The sequence below is a fragment of the Streptomyces sp. NRRL WC-3605 genome, from assembly GCF_001509795.1.
In the GTDB taxonomy this organism is placed as follows: domain Bacteria; phylum Actinomycetota; class Actinomycetes; order Streptomycetales; family Streptomycetaceae; genus Streptomyces; species Streptomyces viridochromogenes.
In genome coordinates, this window is sequence record NZ_LLZN01000048.1 from 66,389 (window position 1) to 87,507 (window position 21,119).

Annotated in this window: 19 protein-coding genes; 15 read left to right on the top strand and 4 right to left on the bottom strand. The window is 70.6% G+C overall.

The annotated features are described in order from the left end of the window. Positions 1-12: 12 nt before the first annotated feature. From ADL34_RS12965 to ADL34_RS12975, 3 genes are read left to right on the top strand one after another with little or no spacing between them, the layout of a single operon-like run. Entirely contained in the window at positions 13-279 is a 267-nt protein-coding gene (locus ADL34_RS12965) for an acyl carrier protein (protein WP_062667754.1), read from the top strand. 1 nt (position 280) lies between these two features. Then, positions 281-736 carry an SRPBCC family protein gene (locus ADL34_RS12970; RefSeq protein WP_062667756.1) on the top strand — a complete coding sequence of 152 codons (456 nt, stop codon included), beginning with the start codon at positions 281-283 and terminating at the stop codon, positions 734-736. Next, complete coding sequence (locus tag ADL34_RS12975) at positions 721-1,044, top strand: TcmI family type II polyketide cyclase (protein WP_055624991.1); 324 nt, start codon at positions 721-723, stop codon at positions 1,042-1,044. The genes ADL34_RS12970 and ADL34_RS12975 overlap by 16 nt, the downstream gene beginning before the upstream one ends. A gap of 79 nt (positions 1,045-1,123) precedes the next feature. Here the strand turns inward: ADL34_RS12975 and ADL34_RS12980 are convergent, their stop codons facing one another. Next, the gene (locus ADL34_RS12980) at positions 1,124-2,092 is read right to left on the bottom strand and encodes an amidohydrolase family protein (RefSeq protein ID WP_062667759.1); all 969 of its coding nucleotides are present in this window, start codon (positions 2,090-2,092) and stop codon (positions 1,124-1,126) included. Positions 2,093-2,134: 42 nt separating this feature from the next. Next, positions 2,135-3,766: an FAD-dependent oxidoreductase gene (locus ADL34_RS12985; RefSeq protein WP_062667760.1), complete on the bottom strand. Its 1,632-nt coding sequence runs from the start codon at positions 3,764-3,766 to the stop codon at positions 2,135-2,137. A gap of 146 nt (positions 3,767-3,912) precedes the next feature. Between ADL34_RS12985 and ADL34_RS12990 the strand changes: the two genes are divergently transcribed. From ADL34_RS12990 to ADL34_RS13010, 5 genes are all read left to right on the top strand, one after another. Continuing rightward, the gene (locus ADL34_RS12990) at positions 3,913-5,181 is read left to right on the top strand and encodes a cytochrome P450 family protein (protein WP_062667762.1); all 1,269 of its coding nucleotides are present in this window, start codon (positions 3,913-3,915) and stop codon (positions 5,179-5,181) included. Further along, positions 5,178-5,498, top strand: a complete 321-nt coding sequence (locus ADL34_RS12995; protein WP_062667765.1) for an antibiotic biosynthesis monooxygenase family protein — start codon at positions 5,178-5,180, stop codon at positions 5,496-5,498. Before ADL34_RS12990 ends, ADL34_RS12995 begins: the two co-directional genes overlap by 4 nt. Positions 5,499-5,581: 83 nt before the next feature. Further along, on the top strand, positions 5,582-6,091 hold the full coding sequence (locus ADL34_RS13000; RefSeq protein WP_062667767.1) for a MarR family winged helix-turn-helix transcriptional regulator: 510 nt from the start codon (positions 5,582-5,584) through the stop codon (positions 6,089-6,091). A 43-nt stretch (positions 6,092-6,134) separates the two neighbouring features. Continuing rightward, positions 6,135-6,467 (top strand): DUF3817 domain-containing protein, encoded by a 333-nt coding sequence (locus ADL34_RS13005; protein WP_055624985.1) that lies wholly within the window; start codon positions 6,135-6,137, stop codon positions 6,465-6,467. Positions 6,468-6,540: 73 nt separating this feature from the next. Continuing rightward, positions 6,541-8,241 carry an acyl-CoA mutase large subunit family protein gene (locus tag ADL34_RS13010; protein WP_062667769.1) on the top strand — a complete coding sequence of 567 codons (1,701 nt, stop codon included), beginning with the start codon at positions 6,541-6,543 and terminating at the stop codon, positions 8,239-8,241. A 77-nt stretch (positions 8,242-8,318) separates the two neighbouring features. Here the strand turns inward: ADL34_RS13010 and ADL34_RS13015 are convergent, their stop codons facing one another. After that, positions 8,319-8,951, bottom strand: a complete 633-nt coding sequence (locus tag ADL34_RS13015; protein WP_062667771.1) for a TetR/AcrR family transcriptional regulator — start codon at positions 8,949-8,951, stop codon at positions 8,319-8,321. Positions 8,952-9,175: 224 nt separating this feature from the next. Between ADL34_RS13015 and ADL34_RS13020 the strand changes: the two genes are divergently transcribed. From ADL34_RS13020 to ADL34_RS13050, 7 genes are all read left to right on the top strand, one after another. Then, positions 9,176-10,150: a tetratricopeptide repeat protein gene (locus tag ADL34_RS13020; protein WP_062667773.1), complete on the top strand. Its 975-nt coding sequence runs from the start codon at positions 9,176-9,178 to the stop codon at positions 10,148-10,150. Positions 10,151-10,817: 667 nt separating this feature from the next. Continuing rightward, entirely contained in the window at positions 10,818-11,456 is a 639-nt protein-coding gene (locus tag ADL34_RS13025) for a DUF6230 family protein (protein ID WP_062667775.1), read from the top strand. A 136-nt stretch (positions 11,457-11,592) separates the two neighbouring features. After that, entirely contained in the window at positions 11,593-12,165 is a 573-nt protein-coding gene (locus ADL34_RS13030; protein ID WP_062667777.1) for a DUF6114 domain-containing protein, read from the top strand. Beyond that, positions 12,155-13,525 (top strand): hypothetical protein, encoded by a 1,371-nt coding sequence (locus tag ADL34_RS13035; protein ID WP_062667779.1) that lies wholly within the window; start codon positions 12,155-12,157, stop codon positions 13,523-13,525. The genes ADL34_RS13030 and ADL34_RS13035 overlap by 11 nt, the downstream gene beginning before the upstream one ends. 402 nt (positions 13,526-13,927) lie before the next feature. Next, positions 13,928-18,544 carry a ricin-type beta-trefoil lectin domain protein gene (locus ADL34_RS13040; protein WP_079034125.1) on the top strand — a complete coding sequence of 1,539 codons (4,617 nt, stop codon included), beginning with the start codon at positions 13,928-13,930 and terminating at the stop codon, positions 18,542-18,544. Then, a complete protein-coding gene (locus tag ADL34_RS13045) occupies positions 18,541-18,948 on the top strand; it encodes a hypothetical protein (RefSeq protein ID WP_062667781.1) in 408 nt (135 codons plus the stop codon). Before ADL34_RS13040 ends, ADL34_RS13045 begins: the two co-directional genes overlap by 4 nt. A 287-nt stretch (positions 18,949-19,235) precedes the next feature. After that, positions 19,236-19,625 (top strand): hypothetical protein, encoded by a 390-nt coding sequence (locus ADL34_RS13050; protein ID WP_159038918.1) that lies wholly within the window; start codon positions 19,236-19,238, stop codon positions 19,623-19,625. Positions 19,626-19,685: 60 nt separating this feature from the next. Here the strand turns inward: ADL34_RS13050 and pyk are convergent, their stop codons facing one another. Further along, positions 19,686-21,116: a pyruvate kinase gene (gene pyk / locus ADL34_RS13055; protein ID WP_062667785.1), complete on the bottom strand. Its 1,431-nt coding sequence runs from the start codon at positions 21,114-21,116 to the stop codon at positions 19,686-19,688. Positions 21,117-21,119 lie beyond the last annotated feature (3 nt).

Genomic DNA, 21,119 nt, shown 5'->3' on the forward strand with positions numbered 1-21,119 from the left:
AGGAGAACGTGTATGACCACGCAAGTGACCCAGGTGACCGTCACGGAGCTGGCCACGCTGATGAAGCAGGCCGCCGGTGTGACCGTCGACCCGCACGACCTGGAGCGCCGGGCGGACACCCCGTTCGCCGAGTTCGGGCTCGACTCGCTCGGCCTGCTCGGCATCGTGGGCGAGCTCGAGAACCGCCACGGCCGGGCGCTGCCCACCGACGCGGAGCGCTGCAAGAGCCCGCGCGCCTTCCTCGACCTGGTCAACGGCGCGCTCGCGACGGGAGTCTGACATGGCCGGACACACCGAGAACGAGATCACCATCGCCGCTCCCGTCGACCTCGTCTGGGACATGACGAACGACCTGGAACGCTGGCCCGAGCTGTTCAGCGAGTACGCCTCCTGCGAGGTGCTGTCCCGCGAGGGCGACACGGTGACGTTCCGCCTCACCATGCACCCCGACGAGAACGGCGAGGTCTGGAGCTGGGTCTCCGAGCGCGTCGCCGACCGCGAGAAGCTCGTCGTACGCGCCCGCCGCATCGAGACGGGCCCCTTCGCCTACATGAACATCGTGTGGGAGTACGAGGAGACCCCGAACGGCACCCGGATGCACTGGACGCAGGACTTCGAGATGAAGCCCGACGCCCCCGTGGACGACGCCGGGATGACGGAGATCATCAACCGCAACTCGCCCATCCAGATGCGCCTCATCCGCGACCGAGTGGAGGCGGCATGCACCACGCACTGATCGTCGCCCGCATGGAGCCGGGCGCCGCCAAGGACATCGCCGGGGTCTTCGCCGACTCCGACCGCGGTGAACTGCCCCACCTCGTGGGTGTCACCCAGCGCTCGCTGTTCCAGTTCGGCGACGTCTACATGCACTTCATCGAGGCCGAGCAGGACCCGGGCCCCGCCATCGCGAAGGTGGCCGGGCACCCCGAGTTCGTCGGCATCAGCCGCCGCCTCGAGGCGTTCGTCAGCCCCTACGACCCGCAGACCTGGCGGAGCCCGAAGGACGCCATGGCCCGCTGCTTCTACCAGTGGCGCAAGGACTGACGGACCCGTACGACGAAGGCCGCCGCCCGCACCCACCCGGTGCGGGCGGCGGCCTTTCGTCGCCGCCGTGGAGTCGGCGCTACGACCGGTCGAGCGCCGGCATCAGGCGCAGCGCGTTGTCCCGGTTGATGCGCTGGAGCTGCTCCTCGGACAGGAACGGGTCGCTGTCCAGGGCCGGGGTCACCCGGTCGGCGATGACGTGCGCGGGCGTCGGCGGCCAGTCGGTGCCGAAGAGGATGCGGTCCGGATCCACCGTGGCCATCAGCGTCGGTGTCGCAGACGGCGACATCGGCCCGGCCGTGTCGAAGTAGAAGCGGTGCAGGTAGTCGCGGACGCGCTCGGGCTCGATGCCCGGCTCCACGGAACCGCCGAACAGCTCCAGGCGGGTGGCCATGTAGGGGAGGAAGCCGCCGCCGTGCGGCAGGATGAAGCTCAGGTTCGGGTAGCGGTCCAGCGTGCCGTTGCGGATGAGGTTCACGGCCGCGCGGGTCGTGTCCATCAGGAAGTCGCACACGAAGGGCGGCATCCCGGGCAGGCCGCCCGCGCCGTCCTTGCCGGCCGGCACCTCCATGGGGTGCGTGCTGACGACCGCGGACCGCTCGTCCAGCTCCCGCAGCAGCCGGTCGTGCGCCGGGTCACCGAGGAAGACGCCGCCCATGCTGGTCCGGGTGCTCACCCCGACCGCGCCGAGCTCGTCGAGGCCGTGCCGCACGCTCCAGGACGAAAGCTCCAGGTCGTCCAGGAAGACCGGGGTGAAGAAGGCGAAGCGCTCCGGGTCGGCCTCGACGACGTCGGCGGCCGCGCGCAGCGCGACCCGGGCGCTCTCCTGACGGGCGGTCCGGTCCTGGAACCGGCCGAGCATGGCCACGGTCATCACGGCGGTGCCGATGCCCGTCTTGTCCATGATCTCCAGCGCCGCGTCGCGGTCCCAGCGGGTCCACCAGGGAAGCCTCTCCCGGTCGACGACGCCGTGCTGCTCCGCCCAGTCCAGCCAGGCCGGGGCGGTGAAGTGGTGGTGGACGTCGATGCGTCCGGCGAGAGGGGGCATGGCACACCGTCCTCGGTGCTCGATGAGGGGAAACTGCGCGGGTCAGTCGCGGCAGAGCACGCTCTGCAGCACGTTCGTCAGGACGCGGTCGGCGTCCGGCATGGCCGCGTCCGCCCGCCAGGCGACGAAGCCGTCGGGGCGCACCAGCACCGCCCCGTCCTCGGCCGTGCCGTGCAGCTCGGCCCAGTCGGCGCCCGCCTCCGGGGCCAGGTCGTGGTCGGGTCCGGTGCCCACGAGGTACGCCTCGACGGGCACGCCCAGGTTCGCCGACGCCTTCTCCACCGCGGCCCGCCACTTCTGCCCGCCCGACCCGGCGAGCAGCACGAAGGAGCGCTCGTACAGGTCCAGGGTGGAGATCCGGACGCCGTCGCGGGTGACCCACAGGTGGGGCGCGCGGCTTCCCGGCTCACCGCCGAGCTCGAAGGCCTCGGGCACGACCGGGCGCTGCGCGGGGGCGTCCACGACGGCCCGGGAGGCGTAGCGGTAGCACAGGGCGACGGTCATCATGTCCGCCGGATCGTTGTTGCGTCCCGTGGCGGGGCTGAAGCCGGGGTGCTGCTCGTCGGCGGCCTGGAGGCAGGCGCGGGTGGCGGTGGCCAGGGCGACCGGGCGCCGTTCGAGCTCGTAGGTGTCCAGAAGCGCCGGTCCCGCCCAGCCGCGCAGCACGGCCGCCAGCTTCCAGGCGAGGTTGTGGGCGTCCTGGATGCCGGTGTTGGAGCCGAACGCGCCGGTGGGCGGCATCTCGTGGGCGGAGTCGCCGGCGAGGAGGACGCGGCCCTGGCCGTAGGCGTCCGCGACGCGCTTCGAGGCGTGCCAGGGCGCCCGGCCGGTGATCTCGACGTCGATGTCCGTGACGCCGACCGCGGCGCGGATGTGCGCGGCGAGCCGCTCGTCGGTGAAGTCCTCCAGGGTCTCGCCGCGGGCCGGGTACCAGGGGACGTGGATGACCCAGCGTTCCTCGTTGTCGACCGGGAGCAGGGCGCCCTCGCCGTCAGGGGTCGTGACGTAGCAGACGACGAATCGTTTCTCGCCGACGTGGTCCTTCAGCTTCCGGCTGCGGAAGGTGACGCTGACGTTGTGGAACAGCTCGCCCGGACCGGACTGGCCGATCTCCAGGCGGGTGCGCGCCGGGCTGCGCGGGCCGTCGGCCGCCACCAGGTAGTCGGCGTGCACCACCCGGGTCGCGCCGGACGCCCGGTCCAGGATCTCGGCCCGCACCCCGTCCCCGTCCTGGGTGAAGGAGAGCACCTCGGAGCCGAAGCGGACGTCGGCGCCCAACTCCCGCGCGTACTCCAGCAGGACGGGCTCCAGGTCGTTCTGGCTGCACAGGCACCAGTCCGACGAGCTCACCCGGGAGATGTCCATGCCGCCGGAGATGTCCCCGATGATCCAGCGGCGCCGCGTCCCGGTGAGGGTGTCCACCTGGAGGATGCCGTCGTTGCCGGACAGCACGCGCGCCGCCGCTCGGATCCGCGGCTCCAGGCCGGCGGTCCGGTAGATCTCCATCGTGCGCACGTTGTTGCCGCGGCCACGCGGGTGCGTGGACGTCCCCGTATGCCGTTCCACGAGGAGGTGCTGGATTCCGAGGCGTCCCAGGAAGACCGAAGTGGAAAGACCCACCAGGGAACCGCCGACGACGAGAACTGGTACAGATTCCGCTTCGTGTCCGCTCACGTCGTCGATGTTTACCAGGGCGGCCTGCGAGCCACACGTGCTTCCTTGAGCGAACCCGTATGGCGCAGCGCCGTTTGCGGGCTCCCGCGCCCCGGGGAACTGTGGCTTCACACCACGGACATTCACGCCAACCCCGGGGAATCAGCATGACGCAAGCGTTCGCATCCGAGGAATCCGAGGCACTGTCGGCACAGGAGGCGGCGGCCGCGGCGTCGTCGTGCAGCCGGGAGTTCCGCGCCGACCCGCACCCCGTCTACGCCGCCCTCAGGGAGTCGGCGCCGGTCTGCCCCCTGTCCCCGCCGCACGGCGTGGAGACGTACCTCATCACGCGTTACGACGACGCCCGCGCCGCCCTCGCCGACCCCCGGCTGAGCAAGGACATGTACGGCGCCATCGACGCCTACCACCGCATCTTCGGCGACTCGTCGATCGCCCTCGACGACAACATGCTCTTCTCCGACCCGCCGAAGCACACCCGGCTGCGGCGCATCGTCGGCAGCACCTTCACCCCGAAGCGCGTGGAATCCCTGCGGGCGCGGGTCCAGCAGATCACCGACGAACTGCTCGACGCCTGCCCGAAGACCGAGACGGTGAATCTCCTCCCGGAATTCTGTTTCCCCCTTCCGCTGCACGTCATCTGTGAACTCCTCGGCGTTCCGGAGAACGAGCGGAAACAGGCACAGGAATGGTCCGCCACCGTCGCCCAGACCGGATTCGGTCCGGAGGCGCGGGCGAAACTGGAGATCGCCGAGGGAAATCTCCGCGACTATCTCGTGGACCTGTGCGCGCGCAAGCGCAGGGAGCCGGACGGCGGTCTGCTCAGCGCCCTCGTCACCGCCCAGGACCAGGAGGGCGCCCTCACCGACGGCGAACTCGTCTCCACCGCCTGGGTGCTGCTCTTCGCCGGGCACAAGTCGACGGCGTACCAGATCGGGAACGCGGTCTACCACCTGCTCAGCCGTCCGGACCAGAAGGAACTGGCGCTGAAGGACGCGAGCACGCTGGCCGGGGCCATCGAGGAGATCTTCCGCTTCGAGACCTCCGTGGAGAACTCCACGTTCCGCTACGCCAAGGAGGACGTGGTCATCCGGGACACCCTCATCCCCAAGGGCGCCCTGGTCCAGATCTCCATCACCGGCGCCCACCGCGACCCGGAGATGTTCACCGCCCCCGACGAGATGGACGTCCGGCGCCCGAACGTCCAGGCGTCGCACCTCGCCTTCGGCTACGGCCCGCACTACTGCGTCGGCGCCCCGCTCGCCCGGCTGGAGATGCAGATCGCGCTGGGCACCCTCTTCGCCCGGCACCCGAAGCTGACCCTCGCCCAGAAGCCCGAGGACGCGCGCTGGATGACCGTGCCGTTCCCCGCCTTCCGCGGCCTGGCCGAACTCCCCGTCGTCCTCGACCCGTCATGACCGACGGTGCCCCGGGGCGCGTGCGCGTGGTGCGGCTGCTGCGCGTGCGCGAGGGGATGGAGGCGGACTTCGTCACGTCGTACGACGAGGTCCGCCGGGGCTCGACGGCCGTCCCCGGGCATCTCGGGGAACAGCTGTGCCGCTCCCTGGACGACCCCGCCCAGTGGCTGCTCACCAGCGAGTGGGAGAGCTTCGAGGCGGTACGGCGCTGGCGGACCGGCTCCACGCACCGGGCCCTGGTCGAGCCGATGAACGCCTGTCTGCACGACGACCGCTGGACGGCGGTGTTCGAGGTCAGGCAGACCACGTCCGCGTGAGCGGCCGGCGCGGGTGCCGGGGAGTGCGACCGAAGGGCGAGACAGGGCTGACCAGCATGTAACCGGCCGGTAAGGTCGTGCGCGTGCCGAAGCCGCTCAGCCTTGCCTTCGACCCCATCGCCCGCGCCGACGAACTCTGGAAGCAGCGCTGGGGAAGCGTGCCGTCCATGGCCGCGATCACCTCGATCATGCGCGCCCAGCAGATCCTGCTCGCCGAGGTCGACTCGGTGGTCAAGCCCTACGGGCTGACGTTCGCCCGCTACGAGGCCCTGGTCCTGCTGAACTTCTCCAAGGCCGGCGAACTGCCGATGTCCAAGATCGGCGAGCGGCTGATGGTGCACCCCACGTCGGTGACGAACACCGTCGACCGGCTGGTCCGGTCCGGCCTGGTGGCCAAGCGCCCCAACCCCAACGACGGGCGCGGCACCCTCGCCTCCATCACCGACAAGGGCCGCGAGGTCGTCGACGCGGCCACCCGCGACCTGATGGCGATGGACTTCGGTCTCGGCGTGTACGACGCCGAGGAGTGCGCCGAGATCTTCGCGATGCTGCGCCCGCTGCGGGTCGCGGCACACGACTTCGAGGACAGCTGACCCCCGCCAAGATCTCCCGGAACGGGTGGTTACGCTCTTCCCCATGAAGAAGAGCGTCCTGACCCGCTACCGGGTGATGGCCTACGTCACCGCCGTCATGCTGCTCGTGCTGTGCACCTGCATGGTGTTCAAGTACGGCTTCGACATGGGCGAGGACGTCACCTTCGCCGTCTCCCAGGTCCACGGCTTCCTCTACATCGTGTACCTGATCTTCGCGTTCGACCTCGGGTCCAAGGCGAAGTGGCCGTTCGGCAAGCTGCTCTGGGTGCTCCTCTCCGGCACGATCCCCCTCGCCGCCTTCTTCGTCGAGCGCAAGGTCACACGCGACGTGGAACCGCTGGTCAGCGGCGTGGAGCCGGCTGTCGCCAAGGCCTGACACGACCGCCGCGCCCCGGGTGCGGCGGTTCTCCCATCGACATTTACTTGGACGTCCTAGTAAATTCGGGGGTATGGACGCTGACGCCATCGAGGAGGGCCGCCGACGCTGGCAGGCCCGGTACGACGCCGCGCGCAAGCGCGACGCAGACTTCACCACGCTCTCCGGGGACCCCGTGGAGCCGGTGTACGGGCCCCGGCCGGGAGACAGGTACGAGGGCTTCGAGCGGATCGGCTGGCCCGGGGAGTACCCCTTCACCCGCGGGCTGTACCCGACCGGCTACCGAGGGCGGACGTGGACCATCCGGCAGTTCGCCGGGTTCGGCAACGCCGAGCAGACCAACGAGCGCTACAAGATGATCCTCGGCAACGGCGGAGGCGGCCTCTCCGTCGCCTTCGACATGCCGACCCTCATGGGCCGCGACTCCGACGACCCGCGCTCGCTCGGCGAGGTCGGGCACTGCGGCGTCGCGATCGACTCGGCCGCCGACATGGAGGTCCTGTTCAAGGACATCCCCCTCGGCGACGTCACCACCTCGATGACCATCAGCGGGCCCGCCGTGCCCGTCTTCTGCATGTACCTGGTGGCCGCCGAGCGTCAGGGCGTCGACCCCGCCGTGCTCAACGGCACCCTCCAGACCGACATCTTCAAGGAGTACATCGCGCAGAAGGAGTGGCTCTTCCAGCCCGAGCCGCACCTGCGCCTCATCGGCGACCTGATGGAGCACTGCGCCGCCGGCATCCCCGCCTACAAGCCGCTGTCCGTCTCCGGTTACCACATCCGCGAGGCGGGGGCGACGGCCGCGCAGGAACTGGCGTACACCCTCGCCGACGGCTTCGGCTACGTCGAGCTGGGCCTCAGCCGCGGCCTGGACGTGGACGTCTTCGCGCCGGGCCTGTCCTTCTTCTTCGACGCGCACGTCGACTTCTTCGAGGAGATCGCCAAGTTCCGCGCCGCCCGCCGGATCTGGGCGCGCTGGATGCGGGACGTGTACGGCGCGCAGACCGACAAGGCCCAGTGGCTGCGCTTCCACACCCAGACCGCCGGTGTCTCGCTGACCGCGCAGCAGCCGTACAACAACGTGGTGCGCACCGCCGTGGAGGCGCTGGCCGCCGTGCTCGGCGGGACCAACTCGCTGCACACCAACGCCCTCGACGAGACCCTCGCCCTGCCCTCCGAGCAGGCCGCGGAGATCGCGCTGCGCACCCAGCAGGTCCTCATGGAGGAGACCGGCGTCGGCAACGTCGCCGACCCGCTGGGCGGCTCCTGGTACGTCGAGCAGCTCACCGACCGGATCGAGGCCGACGCCGAGAAGATCTTCGAGCAGATCAAGGAGCGGGGCCTGCGCGCCCACCCGGACGGCAGGCACCCCATCGGCCCGATCACCTCCGGCATCCTGCGCGGGATCGAGGACGGCTGGTTCACCGGCGAGATCGCCGAGTCGGCCTTCCAGTACCAGCGCTCCCTGGAGAAGGGCGACAAGAAGGTCGTCGGCGTCAACGTCCACACCGGCTCGGTCACCGGTGACCTGGAGATCCTCCGGGTCAGCCACGAGGTGGAGCGCGAGCAGGTGCGGGTGCTGGCCGCCCGCAAGGCCGCCCGCGACGACGCCGCCGTGCGCACCGCGCTGGACGCGATGCTGGACGCCGCCCGCAGCGGCGCCAACATGATCGAGCCGATGCTGGACGCCGTGCGCGCCGAGGCGACCCTGGGCGAGATCTGCGACGCCCTGCGCGACGAGTGGGGCGTGTACACGGAGCCGCCGGGCTTCTGAGCCCCGCGAGCCTGTGCGGGGGAGGGCGGACCGGGTTCCTACAGGGCTGGGCGGACCGGGTCCGTCCTCCCCGCCGCTCAGTCACCGGCCGCGGCCGCTCCGGCCCCCGCCAGCCCCAGCAGCAGCACCTGGGTGAAGCCGCGCACCCACTCCTCGTCCGCCGGATGTCCGCTGACCAGCGTCCGGTGCACCACGGCTCCCGCCACCATGTCGAAGATCAGGTCGGCCGTGCGCTCCGACTCCGCCGGGTCGGACTGCGGCAGCTCCCCGCGGCCCTGGGCGCGGGCCCGGCCCTCCAGCACGAGCCGCTTCTGCCGGTCGACGATCGACGTGCGGATACGGTCGCGCAGCGCCTCGTCCCGGGTGGACTCCGCCACGACCGCCATCAGGCCGCTCTTCGCCTCCGGCCGGGCCAGGATCGCCGCGAACTGGAGCACGACGCCCTCGATGTCGGCGGCCAGGCTGCCCCGGTCGGGCAGGCGCAGCGCGTCGAACAGCTCGGCGACCGCGTCCACCACCAGTTCGTGCTTTCCGGCCCAGCGGCGGTAGAGCGTCGTCTTCGCGACCCCGGCCCGCGTCGCCACGTCCCCCAGCGTGAGCTTCGACCAGCCCAGCTCGACCAGTGCCTCCCGGGTGGCCGCCAGGATCGCGGCGTCCGCGGCGGCGCTGCGGGGGCGTCCGGGGCGGGCGGGAACGGGGTGGCTCTGCATGGTTCGACCATATCCGCGCGGATGTCGGGCGGCTGGTGAGGGAGATCACGGGCGCGGGGTGTCCTGGCGGTGCCCGTTGCCATTACGCTACGACTCGTAGCGAAAGCGATGACCACGCTTGACCACGCTGACGCGGGTGGGGACCCGGCGTCGCAACCACACCGGCTTCAGCCGGTTTTCGTACCGCTTTTCACAGCGCGCGCCGAACGGGGGAGGATAGACGCATGCAGCCACGGAACATGTCCATGAGCGGGGTCGTCGACCTCGCCGCGGTGAAGGCGGCCCAGGAGGCCAAGGCGAAGGCGGAGCAGGCGCGAGCCGAGTCCGCCCGGCAGGGCGGGCCGGGAGCCGTGTCACCCGCCGACCTCGTCATCGACGTGGACGAGGCGGGCTTCGAGCGCGACGTCCTCCAGCGCTCCGCCGAGGTACCGGTCGTCATCGACTTCTGGGCCGAGTGGTGCGAGCCGTGCAAGCAGCTGAGCCCGCTGCTGGAGCGCCTCACCGTCGAGTACAACGGCCGTCTCCTCCTCGCCAAGATCGATGTCGACGCCAACCAGATGCTGATGCAGCAGTTCGGCGTGCAGGGCATCCCGGCCGTCTTCGCGGTCGTCGCCGGCCAGGCGCTCCCCCTCTTCCAGGGCGCGGCCGGCGAGGCGCAGATCCGCCAGACGCTGGACCAGCTCGTCGCGGTGGCCGAGCAGCGTTTCGGGCTCACCGGCCTCGCGGTCGACCCCGACGCCGAGCCCGGCGGTGCCGAGACCGCTCCCGCGGTGCCCGCCGGCCCGTACGACGCCCTGCTGGAGGCCGCCGTGCAGGCGCTGGACGCGGGCGATCTGGCCGGTGCCGTCCAGGCCTACCGGAGCGTGCTGGCCGAGGACCCGGCGAACAGCGAGGCCAAGCTGGGCCTCGCGCAGGCCGAGTTGCTCCAGCGCGTGCAGGGCCTCGACCCGCAGCAGGTGCGCAAGGACGCCGCGGACAAGCCCGCCGATGTGCAGGCGCAGATCGTCGCCGCCGACCTCGACCTGGTGGGCGGGCACGTCGAGGACGCCTTCGGCCGGCTCATCGAGACGGTGGGCCGCACGGCGGGCGACGACCGGGACGCCGTACGGCTGCGGCTGCTGGAGCTGTTCGAGGTCGTGGGCGCCGACGACCCGCGCGTCGCGGCGGCTCGCAGGGCGCTGGCGCGCGCCCTGTTCTGAGGGGTCCCGTCCGGGGCATCCCGCGAGCGGGGTGAGGGGCCGGTTCGGACCGCCCGCCCTGTGTTGCGGCAGTGAAGGGATTGGCCGACAGAGCATCAAGGCGGCCGCGCTTTACCAAATCTTGGTAATCGCGGCCGCCGTTACTGCGGGTAAGTCGCAGGCGCCGTTCTGTCGGATTTCGTCTGTTCATTCCTGGACAAATCCGGTCGCTTGACGCCACCCTGCGTCGCGAACCGAGACCGGCGGGTCGTTGTTCGGTTATCCCGCCGTTACTACCGAGTAACGAGGCCCCTTGTGCGGGCGGCGAGAATGCACCACGATCGGCCACGCTCGGTCCTGTTCCCTCCGCCCGACAGCCAGTCGGGTCGCGGGAGTTCCTGGGTCCCCACCGAGCAGAGCCGGCGGCAGTGGTGCCGGCTCTTGGACAGGGGGGTCTTCGCCCGTCCGGTGAAGCCTGTCCAGCAGGGTTGTGCGTGATGCGTGTCAGGCGCGACCAGTGGTTGTCGCTCGGGGGTGATCGCCGGTGATTCGGGCGCGGTTCTCGCGCCACCGAGCGCGGGCGCTCTCCTTCCCGAGGACGTAGCACTTCTCCCATCCCTGCCCGGCTGAGCCGTCGAGCCGACAGTGGCAGCCAGGGCCGGAGATGTACGTCCGAGAAGGAGGAAATATGGAGTCCCAGGTGCGTGGCGGGACCAGATGGAAGCGGTTCGCTGTGGTCATGGTGCCCAGCGTCGCCGCCACGGCAGCGATAGGTGTCGCCCTCGCGCAGGGCGCTCTGGCCGCGTCGTTCAGCGTCTCGGGTCAGTCGTTCAAGGTGACGACGGACAAGCTCGAAGGCGAAGGTTTCTCGCAGTACGGCGCTCTTGACGAGGGCTACACGCTCACCGGCAAGAAGACGGTTCACCCCGTCGCCGTCTCGGCGTTCACGAGCGCCAAGATCAACAACCTGTGCCAGTCGGTCGTCACGCCGGACCTGCCGTTCGTCGGCGACGTGAGCCTGGTCCTGCGGGCCGGTACCGACGCGAAGAAGCCGGTCGAGGCGAAGAACCTCTACATCGACGTCGCCGACCTCGAGGCCGACGCGACGTTCACGAACATCGACATCGGTGTGGCCGCCAAGGATGCCAAGAAGGGTCCGGGCATGAAGGGCGGCGGCGAGCAGGCCAACCCGTACGGGTTCGCCCAGCAGGCCGACAAGGCCGTCCTGACGGGCGTGAAGCAGACGGCGTGGGCGACCACCGCCGGAACCTTCAAGCTCAGCGGGCTGAAGATGTCGCTGTCGACGGACGGCGCGGAGTGCTACTGAGCACTCTCTGACGGGCGGGGGAGCCGGTGGCACCCCCGCCCGTGCACTCTCCACCCGCCTGCTCCGCAGGCGGGCAAGCGAACGACGCACCCTCGCATCACCACCACAGCAACGCCGCACCAGGGAGCTGTTTTCCATGAGCGCCGAGACTCCTGCCGTACCCGGCACCGATGAGCACTACCTCCGGGTCGCCAGGCGGAAGTTCCGCGCCTGGCGGGGCACCAGGCCGTTCTGGGCAGGTCTGTTCGTCATCTTCGGCGGTCTCCCGATCGCCTACTTCCCTTATGCGCACCTGCAGATCGGTCACCTGACCCTGGCGATGTCCACGACGGCGGGCGCCGGGTCGCTCATCATCGGTGTTCTCCTCGTCGTACTGGGAATCAGCCTCTGGTTCCAGAAGCACGTCCGCGTCTTCGCGGGCATCGCGGCGATCCTGCTGGGTCTGGTCTCCATCCCCGTGTCCAACCTCGGCGGCTTCCTCATCGGCTTCCTCTTCGCCCTCATCGGCGGTGCGATGGCCGTGTCCTGGGTGCCCGGCAACGAGGGGGACGCGCAGCCCGCGCAGCCGGACACGACGAGTGAGGGGTCCGCGCCCGAAGGTGCCGCGGACTCCGACACCACCCTCCTCAAGCCCGTGGTGGGCGAGCCGAACGATCTGTCAGGAACGAGCCCGGCGAACGGGGCGAACGGGAGGCACAGTGCCGGCTGACGAGGTGACCCACGGGACTGAGGTGGACACGTCCCGTGTGAGAACCGGGCCGCGACACGCGGCGCCCAAGAAGCCGCTGTTCACCAGATTCCAGATGCCCGCGGGCAAGGCGATAGCCCTGGCGGCGATGCCGACGGCGGTCCTGATGGGCATGGGCTTCACGCCCACGCTCGCGCAGGCCGACAGCGACAACGCCACCAAGCCCACGGCCAACAGCCTGACGGCCGACGAGTACAAGGACTGCGTGGCCGCTCTGGAGGACGACGCCTCGGCGTCCCCTTCCCCCTCCGCGAGCGCCGGCGCGTCGGACGGCGAGGAGGAGACGGCGAAGCCGGACCCCTCGGACTCCGCCGACCCCTCGAAGCCGTCGGACTCCTCGGGCTCCTCGGACTCCTCCGACTCCTCGCAGTCCGCGGGCGGTTCGTCCTCGTCGGATTCAGGTTCCGACGACGACGCCGAGCCCGCGCCGAAGCCGTCCGAGAGCAAGACCGGGGAGGCTCCGTCCGGCCAGGCGGCCACACCGTCCCCGTCGCCGTCCGAGAGCAGCGGCAACCTGCTCGAGGGCATCGGCGACGCCATCGAGGGCATCTTCACCGGCGGTTCGAAGGCCGAGGAGAGCACGAGCCCCACGCCGACGCCGTCGGCGAGTGCCACCGAGGAGGCGTCCTCCGGCAGTGAGGAGCCCTCCGCGAAGGAGACGCCCGCGGCGTCCGGCACCGTGAAGGACACGACCGACAAGGTCACCGACACGGTGAAGAAGACCGTCGAGGACGCCGGCGACAAGGCGTCCGACGCGGCCGAGGACGCCTCCGACGCGGTGCGGGACGCGGCCGACGAGGCCACGGCCACGCCGAGCCCGTCCGAGAGCGCCGGTGCCGACCTGGACGACTGCCCGGTCGCCACCGACGACGAGGGCGGCGTCGACAACACCGTCCCGCTGCCGGACGACCCGTGGTACCTGAACGCCAGCTCGCTGCTGCTGAAGGGCGCCGACTACCAGGGCGTCGTCGAGGTGAAGACGGCCAGCGGCAAGAAGAAGAAGGTGCTGAAGTACGTCATATCCGACGGCACCGACATCGGTGACCTGCACCAGACGGTGAACGACAAGCAGTCCGGCAAGACCTACCACGTGCAGGCTGCCAAGGGCTCGACGTCCACGATCCGCGACGGCAAGACGGTGATGTACACGGAGAGCATCTCCGGCAACCTGCTCGGGCTGATACCGGTCACCTTCGACCCGGACAACCCGCCGCCGCTGAACATCCCGCTGATCTACTTCACCAAGGTCAAGGTCACGCAGGCCGCCCAGTTCGGCGGCACCCTGCACGTGCCGGGGCTGCACAACTACATCACCGACTGAGCCGGGCGTCGTCAGACGCCGACACGAGCCCGTTCGGGAGCCGCACACCGGCTGTGGCCCGGTCCTCGTCCGAGGGCCGGGCCACAGCTGTGTCCGGCCCACAGCTGCGTCCGGCCCATGTCACCCTTCCTTCACTCTTCCTCCGCTCTCCCTCCCTCAACTCGACTACTTGTGGGTAGAGTTGTGCCGCACGTGTTCCGAACATGACCAATTCGGACCGTGTACGACCGACTGCGACCGGGGGAACTGCGTCGTCGACGGGGGGAACGGGGGAGGGTGCGTCAGCCGCGCCCGTACGGCCCCGCACTGCCTTCGCGCGCCCATCAGTGAACGCCCGCCCCTGGTTGCCCTCCGCACCCAGGAAGGGATGCCCCCTTGCGTTCCAGACCCCCCGGGTCCTTCATGGCTCCGTCGAGACGGGTACGGACCCGTCTCACCCGGCTGGTGCCGCTCCCGCTGGCCGCCGCCCTCCTCACCGGCCTCGCCGTGAGCCCAGACCTGCTCACGCGCCCCACGGACCGCCTCGACGACGCCGCCCCCGTGGCCGGTTCGAGCCCGTGGTTCGAGGACACGGCCACGGAGCAACTGCGCCAGGACCAGTGCCTGATGGCCGACGTCCTGCGCCTGGGCGGTCCCGCGATGGCCACCACGGCCCAGGACGCCCTCAACCGGCCCGCCGCCGAACTGCACGCCCTCGCCGACCGCAAGTACTGGGAAGACACCCCGCTGGCCACGGCGTTCAAGAGCGACCGGACCACCGCCGACAAGGCGCTGCAGGACCTCTCCGCCCAGCGCGACGCCTGGAAGAAGCCCCTAGAGGGCCTGACCAACCCCGCCGGCTTCACCGACACCGGCTTCCACTGGCCGCCCGACGGCAGCGGCGGCAAGCCCGGCTTCTACACCCAGACCGGCCTGGACCGGTGGACCGCGGACCGCTTCTGGCAGGACGAGGAGACCTTCTACAAGGACTCCACCCCCGCCGCCGACGCCGCGACGCGCAAGGCCGTCACCGACCTGGGTACCCCCCTGTACGGCAAGGACCCGGACCCCAGCCTGCCGAGCGACGAGTGGAACCGGGCCCTCGCCGAGCGCGACGCCTTCCAGTGGCTCACGGACACCTCGAGCCAGGCGACGGGCGCCGACGACGCCCGGGTCTTCCTGACCTCCGGAGGCTTCCCCCGTACGGCCCCGGAGCCGGGCTCCCCGGAGTACCGCGTCGCCGTCGAGGACCTGAAGTCCCGCTTCTCCACGTGCGCCTGGCGTGACCCGCTGGACCCGGGCAACGCCCTGAGCGACGCCACGGCCACCGCGGCGGCCGAGTGGCAGCAGGAGATCGCCTCCCAGTCCACCCAGCGCAACCAGATCCTGACCGCCAACAAGGACGCCACGAAGGCACTCGCCGCCGGCGCCAAGGCACTCGGCGACCTGGTCGGGCAGTCCTGGACGGCCGACCACCTGACCCGCTGGCAGGACTACTGGTCCGCCGGTGGCGTCGGGGCCATCGGGAACGCGCCCACCACCATCGAGGTCACCGGCAAGAAGGGCCTGTGCCTGGACGCCGCGGGCGGGGGCACGACCGACGGCACCGCCGTGCAGATCTACACCTGCAACGGCTCCGCCGCCCAGCAGTGGACCGTCGAGGGCGACGACAAGGGTCTGCACCTGCGCAACGTCAAAGCGCTCAAGTGCGTCGAGGTCGCCGGGAACAACTCCGCCGACGGCACGAAGATCCAGCTCGCGACGTGCAAGAGCACCCCGGCGCAGACCTGGGAGTACAACGTCCGGGCCGCCACGCCGTTGAAGAACGTCGGCACGGACAAGTGCCTGGACCTGAAGACGTACGACAACGGGCAGGACTCCCGGCTGTGGACGTGCTCGGGTGCCACCGCGCAGAAGGTCACCATCAAACCGTCCGGCCAGAAGGGGACCGTCCCGCCGAAGGCCCAGTTCGACAAGGCGAAGGCGGGCCTGGCGGCCGCGCGCACCGGTGCGGCGAACCAGCTGGCGGCGCTGAAGGCGCAGCTGGCCGCCGCGAACAAGGCGGCGACCGCCTCCGACACCGCCGAGCAGGCGGCGTACACGATCGCCGACGAGCAGGGCGCCCCGCGGGGCCGCGGGCTGCTCGTGGGCCAGCAGAAGGCCCAGGTCACCAAGGGCGCGGTGGCCGCGCTGGAAGCGATGGTGAAGGCCGGTGAGACCGCCGAGGCGGCGACCCGCGCCTCCGCGAGCGACAGCGACACCATCGCGCAGCGCGCGCTCGCCCAGGCGGCGCAGGCGAAGGCCGAGTTCCGCAAGAAGGCCGCCGAGACGGCCGAACTGCAGGCGAAGGCCGCCGCGGACGCCGCCAAGGTGCACCGCGACAACGCCAAGAAGGACAAGGAGACCGCGGAGGCCAAGCTCGCCGTGGCCCTGAAGGCGGAGGGCGAGGCCAAGTCGGCCGCCACGACCGCCCACGCCAAGCGGCTGGCCGCCGAGGCCGAGGAGAAGACGGCCAAGGCGGAGAAGGAGAAGGCGGCCGCGAAGCAGGCGGAGGCCGAGCAGCACAAGAAGACGGCCCAGGCGGAGGCGGCGAACGCCAAGGAGGCGCGGGAGAAGGCCGAGGCCTCGGAAGGAACGGCGGTCGAGAAGCGCAACACGGCCGTCAAGGCCCGCGACCACGCCAAGAGCATGCGCGACGACGCGTGGGACGCCGAGCAGAAGGCGGACGCCGCCCGGGCGAAGGCCGACGCGAAGGCCGCCTACGCCGACTCGCTGGAGGCGGGGAGCGCGGCCGACGCCGCGCGTGCCGCGGCCAACGAGGCCGACAAGCACGCCGACGACGCCGAAGCCGCCGCGGGCCGGGCCCGCTCCGCGGCCGACGCGGCGACCCAGGCGGCGGCGGACGCGGACGCGGCGGCCACCCGTGCGGAGTCCGCGGCCAAGCGGGCGCGCGCGAACGCCGACGCCGCGCAGGCCGCGAAGCTGAAGGCGGACGCCGCGGTGAAGACCGCGACGAGTGCAGCGGCCGACGCGATCAAGGCGTCGCAGCACGCCTCTGCCGAGGCGAAGACGGCGGTGAAGCTGGCCGACGAGGCGGAGGCGAAGGCCAAGACGGCCAAGTCCGAGGCGGACGAGGCCAACAAGGAGGCCGGCAAGGCGCTGGCGGCGTCCGCGAAGGCGGCGGGCTTCGCCTACGTCACCGCGCAAGCCGCCGTGGACGCCGGAAAGGCTGCCGCGCAGGTGGCGAAGCCGGCGAACGACGCCATCCAGCTCGGCTCGCCGTACGTCGACACCGACTCGGCCGCCGGTCTGGTGGTGCTGACGGGGCAGGGCTCCAAGACGATCGCGGAGCAGCAGCAGGCCGTCGCGGAGACGCACGCCGAGAACGCCAAGGAGGAGGCCGCCTCCTCGCAGGCGCTCGCCGACCAGGCGAAGGGCGACGCCAAGGCCGCCTACCAGCACGCGGCGAACGCGGCCAAGCACGCGTCGGACGCCCGTGGTTACGCCAAGGAGGCCCTGGGATACGCCGCCGACGCTGCGAAGGCCGCGTCGAAGGCGGTCGCGTCACTGGCCCGCACCAAGGAGTACGACCGCCAGGCGGCGGAGGACGCGGCGGCAGCCGACAAGGCGGCGGGCCGTGCCGAGAGCCATGCCAAGGCGGCCCGAGACTCGGCCGACGAGGCGGCACTCGACGCGGAAGCGGCCCGCAAGGCCGCCTCGGCGGCAGAGGCGGACGCCAAGGAGGCCCGAGCGGCAGCCGACCGAGCCGACAAGGCGGCCACAGAGGCCGAGGAGGCGGCGAAGGACGCCGAGAAGTACGCCAAGGAGGCCCAGGAGGCGGCTGAACGGGCCGACGCCAAGCAGGCCAACGAGCAGGTGGCGGCCGGTGGCGGAACGGGTGTCGCGGGCGTCTTCTACGTGATCGACGAAGACACGACCAAGATCGACAAAGCCCGGCAGATCGGCGAGTGCCCCGCGAACTCGCCACTGGTCGGATGCACGGCGTCGTACAAGGTCACCGGAACCGTCGAGGCGGACTTCTACCTCTGCACCGACGGCGACGCCCTCGCCGACGCGAAGAAGTGCCCGAAGACGGCGTGGAAGTGGCTCGACAAGAAGACCATTCCGTTCGCCGACGTCGACTGGTCGCACTTCTTCTCCGGCACCGAGATCATCAAGATCGGCTGGCAGAACCTCTTCGGCGACACGCTCGGCGGCATCCTCTACGAGATCATCCTCGGCGACGCCGTCAAGTGCTTCCACGGCAGCAAGACCGCCTGCGCGTGGACGGCGGCGATGTTCATCCCGCTCGGCAAGCCGCTGGCAGCACTCTCTGACGCCATCAAGGCCCTGGATGCCGCCGCGAGGACCGGTATCGGCTTCGAGAACGCGTGGAAGGGGCTCCGTGCCCTGAAGGTGGCCGACGAGGTCGCCCTCAGCATCGGCATCAAGTCCCTCGACGACCTTCTCAAGACATGCGTCAAGGGTTCTCGCCCCCTCGCGTCGCGGGCGTCCGCAGCCAGTGTGCCCTCCTGCCCTGTGGGCATGGTGGCCTACAACGCCACGGAACTGGGCACCGTCGCCTGGAAGGCGAGGATCGCGGGCGGATACGAGTTCAAGTACCGGCGGAATGTCGCCGTCGCCAAGGTGCCGGGCTGGAACGACCCGAAGACCGGTGACTACGTGTACGGGTACAGCCAGGGAGGCGGGTACCACTCGGAGAACCACATCCTGGATCAGTTGGCCGCACGCGAATTCAAGCCCACCCAGATCACGGCTCTCTACAGTGAGCGACAGCCGTGTCCTGTGTGCGGGCCGCTGCTGGAGGATGTGCTCAAGCCGGGGACGCCGATCAGTTGGTCGGTTCCCTGGGGATCTGACGGGCTGCTGAACAGCGCCGCCGACGAGATGCTGAAGCAGGCGATCAAGACCGCCGGCGGTCATCGTCTCGCGCGTTCGGCACTTGCCGACACGGCAGCCGGGTTCGACAGCGCCGTTGGTACGGAGACGGATCGACGCACAGAGAGGAGGGTGAGTTGACCGACCACGGCTTCGATCACCGCGACGCGTCCGAGGCTGTCGTCACCGAGCGCGTCGCGCTGGCCGAACGGGTACGCCGGGAACTGGCACTGGCCGGGCTGCCCGCCTTGCGGGCGGACCAGGACGACCAGGCCGGTGCGCTGGTGGAGGTGGACGTCGGCGACGACGCGGAGGGGGGTGTGTTCGTGGACTGGAGGCCCGACCCCGTCCTCACCCGGGCTGCCGTCGACCTTATGCAGAAGGGCCGGTATCAGGCGTCCGAGATCGCTTACAACGGGGCCGTGCGCGCCCATATGCAGCAGGCGATCATCGGAATCCTCAGGTCCGCTGGTCTCCAGGCCGATGAAGCAGCCGCTTTCGACGGCGATCTCCGGCCTCTGTCGGTCCGCGTCTCGGCACCGTAGCTGATCAGAGCGAGGGCGCCCCCGCCTCTCGGGGGCGCCCTCGTCCGAAGAGATGAGGAGCAACGCGCGGTCAGGCCGCGTCCGGCTTACGGCGTGCTCAACGAGGGCGACTTCGGGATGAGCGACCTGGCCGCGCGGATCTTCGCCGCCCGGGCCCAGGCGCCGGGACGTCCTGTCGGTGCCGCTCACCGAGGGGCAGTACGCCCGCTACCAGTGTCTCGCGGCCCAGTTCGGGCACCACGAGCACCTGGTCACCGACACGCTCTGGCAGCGAGTGGAGAACTGAGATGAGAATTCAAGTGAAGATGACCCGCGACGGCGACGCCTTCATCGCCCGGCTCGTGCCCAGTCAGGTGTCCGCGATGTACGAGGCGCTGAGTCATCTGCGCGAGCACGACTACGGTGACACGGAGCTGACCCTGCTGACCGGCGCCGGCCGGGAGGCGGTCGACGCGCTCGTGGAGCGGCTGGCCGGACCGCATGCGGAGTCCCGGGACTTCCGCCTCACCGTCGGGGAACTCCACATGGTGCACAGCGCGCTGACCGCGGTGCCGACGCGGTTCGTCGAGCGGGGCGGGCTCTTCGCGCAGGAGCCCTTCCACATCCGTACGGGCTTCTACCGGGAGAACTTCGACGCCCTGGCGTCCGCCCTCGTACAGGCGGTCCGTCAGGCGTGACCCACGCAGAGGGCGCCCCCCGCCGCGAGGCGAGGGGCGCCCTCCAAGCACGTGCGGCCGTCAGTCCCGGCCCCGGCCGCCCAGGTGGTGTACCCGGACCATGTTCGTCGTGCCCGGCACTCCGGGCGGGGAGCCCGCCGTGATGATCACGATGTCGCCCTCGTGGAACAGGCCCAGCTTGACGATCTCCTGGTCGACCAGGTCGACCATCTCGTCGGTGCTGTTCACGAACGGCACCACGTGCGGCTCGACGCCCCAGCTGAGGGTCATCTGGTTGCGCGTGGACTCGTCCGTCGTGAACGCGATGATCTGCTGCGCGGCCCGGTAGCGGCTCAGGCGGCGGGCGGTGTCGCCGGACTGCGTGAAGGCGACCAGGCCCCTGCCGCCGAGGAAGTCGGCGATCTCGCAGGCCGCGCGGGCGACCGAACCGCCCTGGGTGCGGGGCTTCTTGCCCGGCACCAGCGGCTGGAGGCCCTTGGAGAGCAGCTCCTGCTCGGCGGCCGTGACGATCTTCGACATCGTCCGGACCGTCTCGATCGGGTAGGCGCCGACCGAGGACTCCGCCGACAGCATGACCGCGTCCGCGCCGTCCAAGATCGCGTTGGCGACGTCGGAGGCCTCGGCGCGGGTCGGACGGGAGTTGGTGATCATCGACTCCATCATCTGGGTCGCCACGATCACCGGCTTGGCGTTGCGCCGGCACAGCTCGATGAGGCGCTTCTGCACCATCGGGACCTTCTCGAGCGGGTACTCGACGGCCAGGTCGCCGCGCGCGACCATCACGCCGTCGAACGCCATCACGACGTCCTCCATGTTGGCGACCGCCTGCGGCTTCTCCACCTTGGCGATGACCGGGACGCGGCGGCCGACCTCGTCCATGACCTTGTGCACGTCCTGCACGTCGTTGGCGTCCCGCACGAAGGACAGGGCGACCAGGTCGCAGCCCATGCGCAGCGCGAAGCGCAGGTCCTCGACGTCCTTCTCGGACAGCGCCGGCACGTTCACGGCAGCGCCCGGGAGGTTGATGCCCTTGTGGTCGGAGACGACGCCGCCCTCGATGACGATCGTCCGCACCCGCGGGCCCTCGACCTCGGTGACCTTCAGCTCGACGTTGCCGTCGTTGATCAGGATCTGGTCGCCCTTGGAGACGTCACCGGGCAGGCCCTTGTAGGTCGTCCCGCAGATGGACTTGTCGCCCGGGACGTCCTCGGTGGTGATGACGAACTCGTCACCGCGCTCCAGCTCGACCGGGCCCTCGGCGAAGGTCTCCAGACGGATCTTCGGTCCCTGGAGGTCGGCCAGCACACCGATGGCGCGGCCTGTCTCCTCGGCGGCGGCCCGCAGGCGCTCGTACCGCCCCTGGTGGTCCTCGTGGGTGCCGTGGCTGAAGTTGAAGCGGGCCACGTTCATGCCGGCTTCGATCAGCGACACGAGCTGTTCATGGGAGTCGACCGCGGGGCCGAGAGTACAAACGATTTTCGAACGGCGCATGGG

What these genes read in the sequence shown, in the direction of transcription:
- ADL34_RS12975 (WP_055624991.1), top strand. Translation starts at nt 721, where the DNA reads ATGCACCACGCACTGATCGTCGCCCGCATGGAGCCGGGCGCCGCCAAG.
- ADL34_RS13025 (WP_062667775.1), top strand. Translation starts at nt 10,818, where the DNA reads ATGGAGTCCCAGGTGCGTGGCGGGACCAGATGGAAGCGGTTCGCTGTG.
- ADL34_RS13050 (WP_159038918.1), top strand. Translation starts at nt 19,236, where the DNA reads ATGAGAATTCAAGTGAAGATGACCCGCGACGGCGACGCCTTCATCGCC.
- ADL34_RS13020 (WP_062667773.1), top strand. Translation starts at nt 9,176, where the DNA reads ATGCAGCCACGGAACATGTCCATGAGCGGGGTCGTCGACCTCGCCGCG.
- ADL34_RS13005 (WP_055624985.1), top strand. Translation starts at nt 6,135, where the DNA reads ATGAAGAAGAGCGTCCTGACCCGCTACCGGGTGATGGCCTACGTCACC.
- ADL34_RS12965 (WP_062667754.1), top strand. Translation starts at nt 13, where the DNA reads ATGACCACGCAAGTGACCCAGGTGACCGTCACGGAGCTGGCCACGCTG.
- ADL34_RS12970 (WP_062667756.1), top strand. Translation starts at nt 281, where the DNA reads ATGGCCGGACACACCGAGAACGAGATCACCATCGCCGCTCCCGTCGAC.
- ADL34_RS13015 (WP_062667771.1), bottom strand. Translation starts at nt 8,951, where the DNA reads ATGCAGAGCCACCCCGTTCCCGCCCGCCCCGGACGCCCCCGCAGCGCC.
- ADL34_RS12990 (WP_062667762.1), top strand. Translation starts at nt 3,913, where the DNA reads ATGACGCAAGCGTTCGCATCCGAGGAATCCGAGGCACTGTCGGCACAG.
- pyk (WP_062667785.1), bottom strand. Translation starts at nt 21,116, where the DNA reads ATGCGCCGTTCGAAAATCGTTTGTACTCTCGGCCCCGCGGTCGACTCC.
- ADL34_RS13040 (WP_079034125.1), top strand. Translation starts at nt 13,928, where the DNA reads ATGGCTCCGTCGAGACGGGTACGGACCCGTCTCACCCGGCTGGTGCCG.
- ADL34_RS12980 (WP_062667759.1), bottom strand. Translation starts at nt 2,092, where the DNA reads ATGCCCCCTCTCGCCGGACGCATCGACGTCCACCACCACTTCACCGCC.
- ADL34_RS12995 (WP_062667765.1), top strand. Translation starts at nt 5,178, where the DNA reads ATGACCGACGGTGCCCCGGGGCGCGTGCGCGTGGTGCGGCTGCTGCGC.
- ADL34_RS13030 (WP_062667777.1), top strand. Translation starts at nt 11,593, where the DNA reads ATGAGCGCCGAGACTCCTGCCGTACCCGGCACCGATGAGCACTACCTC.
- ADL34_RS13010 (WP_062667769.1), top strand. Translation starts at nt 6,541, where the DNA reads ATGGACGCTGACGCCATCGAGGAGGGCCGCCGACGCTGGCAGGCCCGG.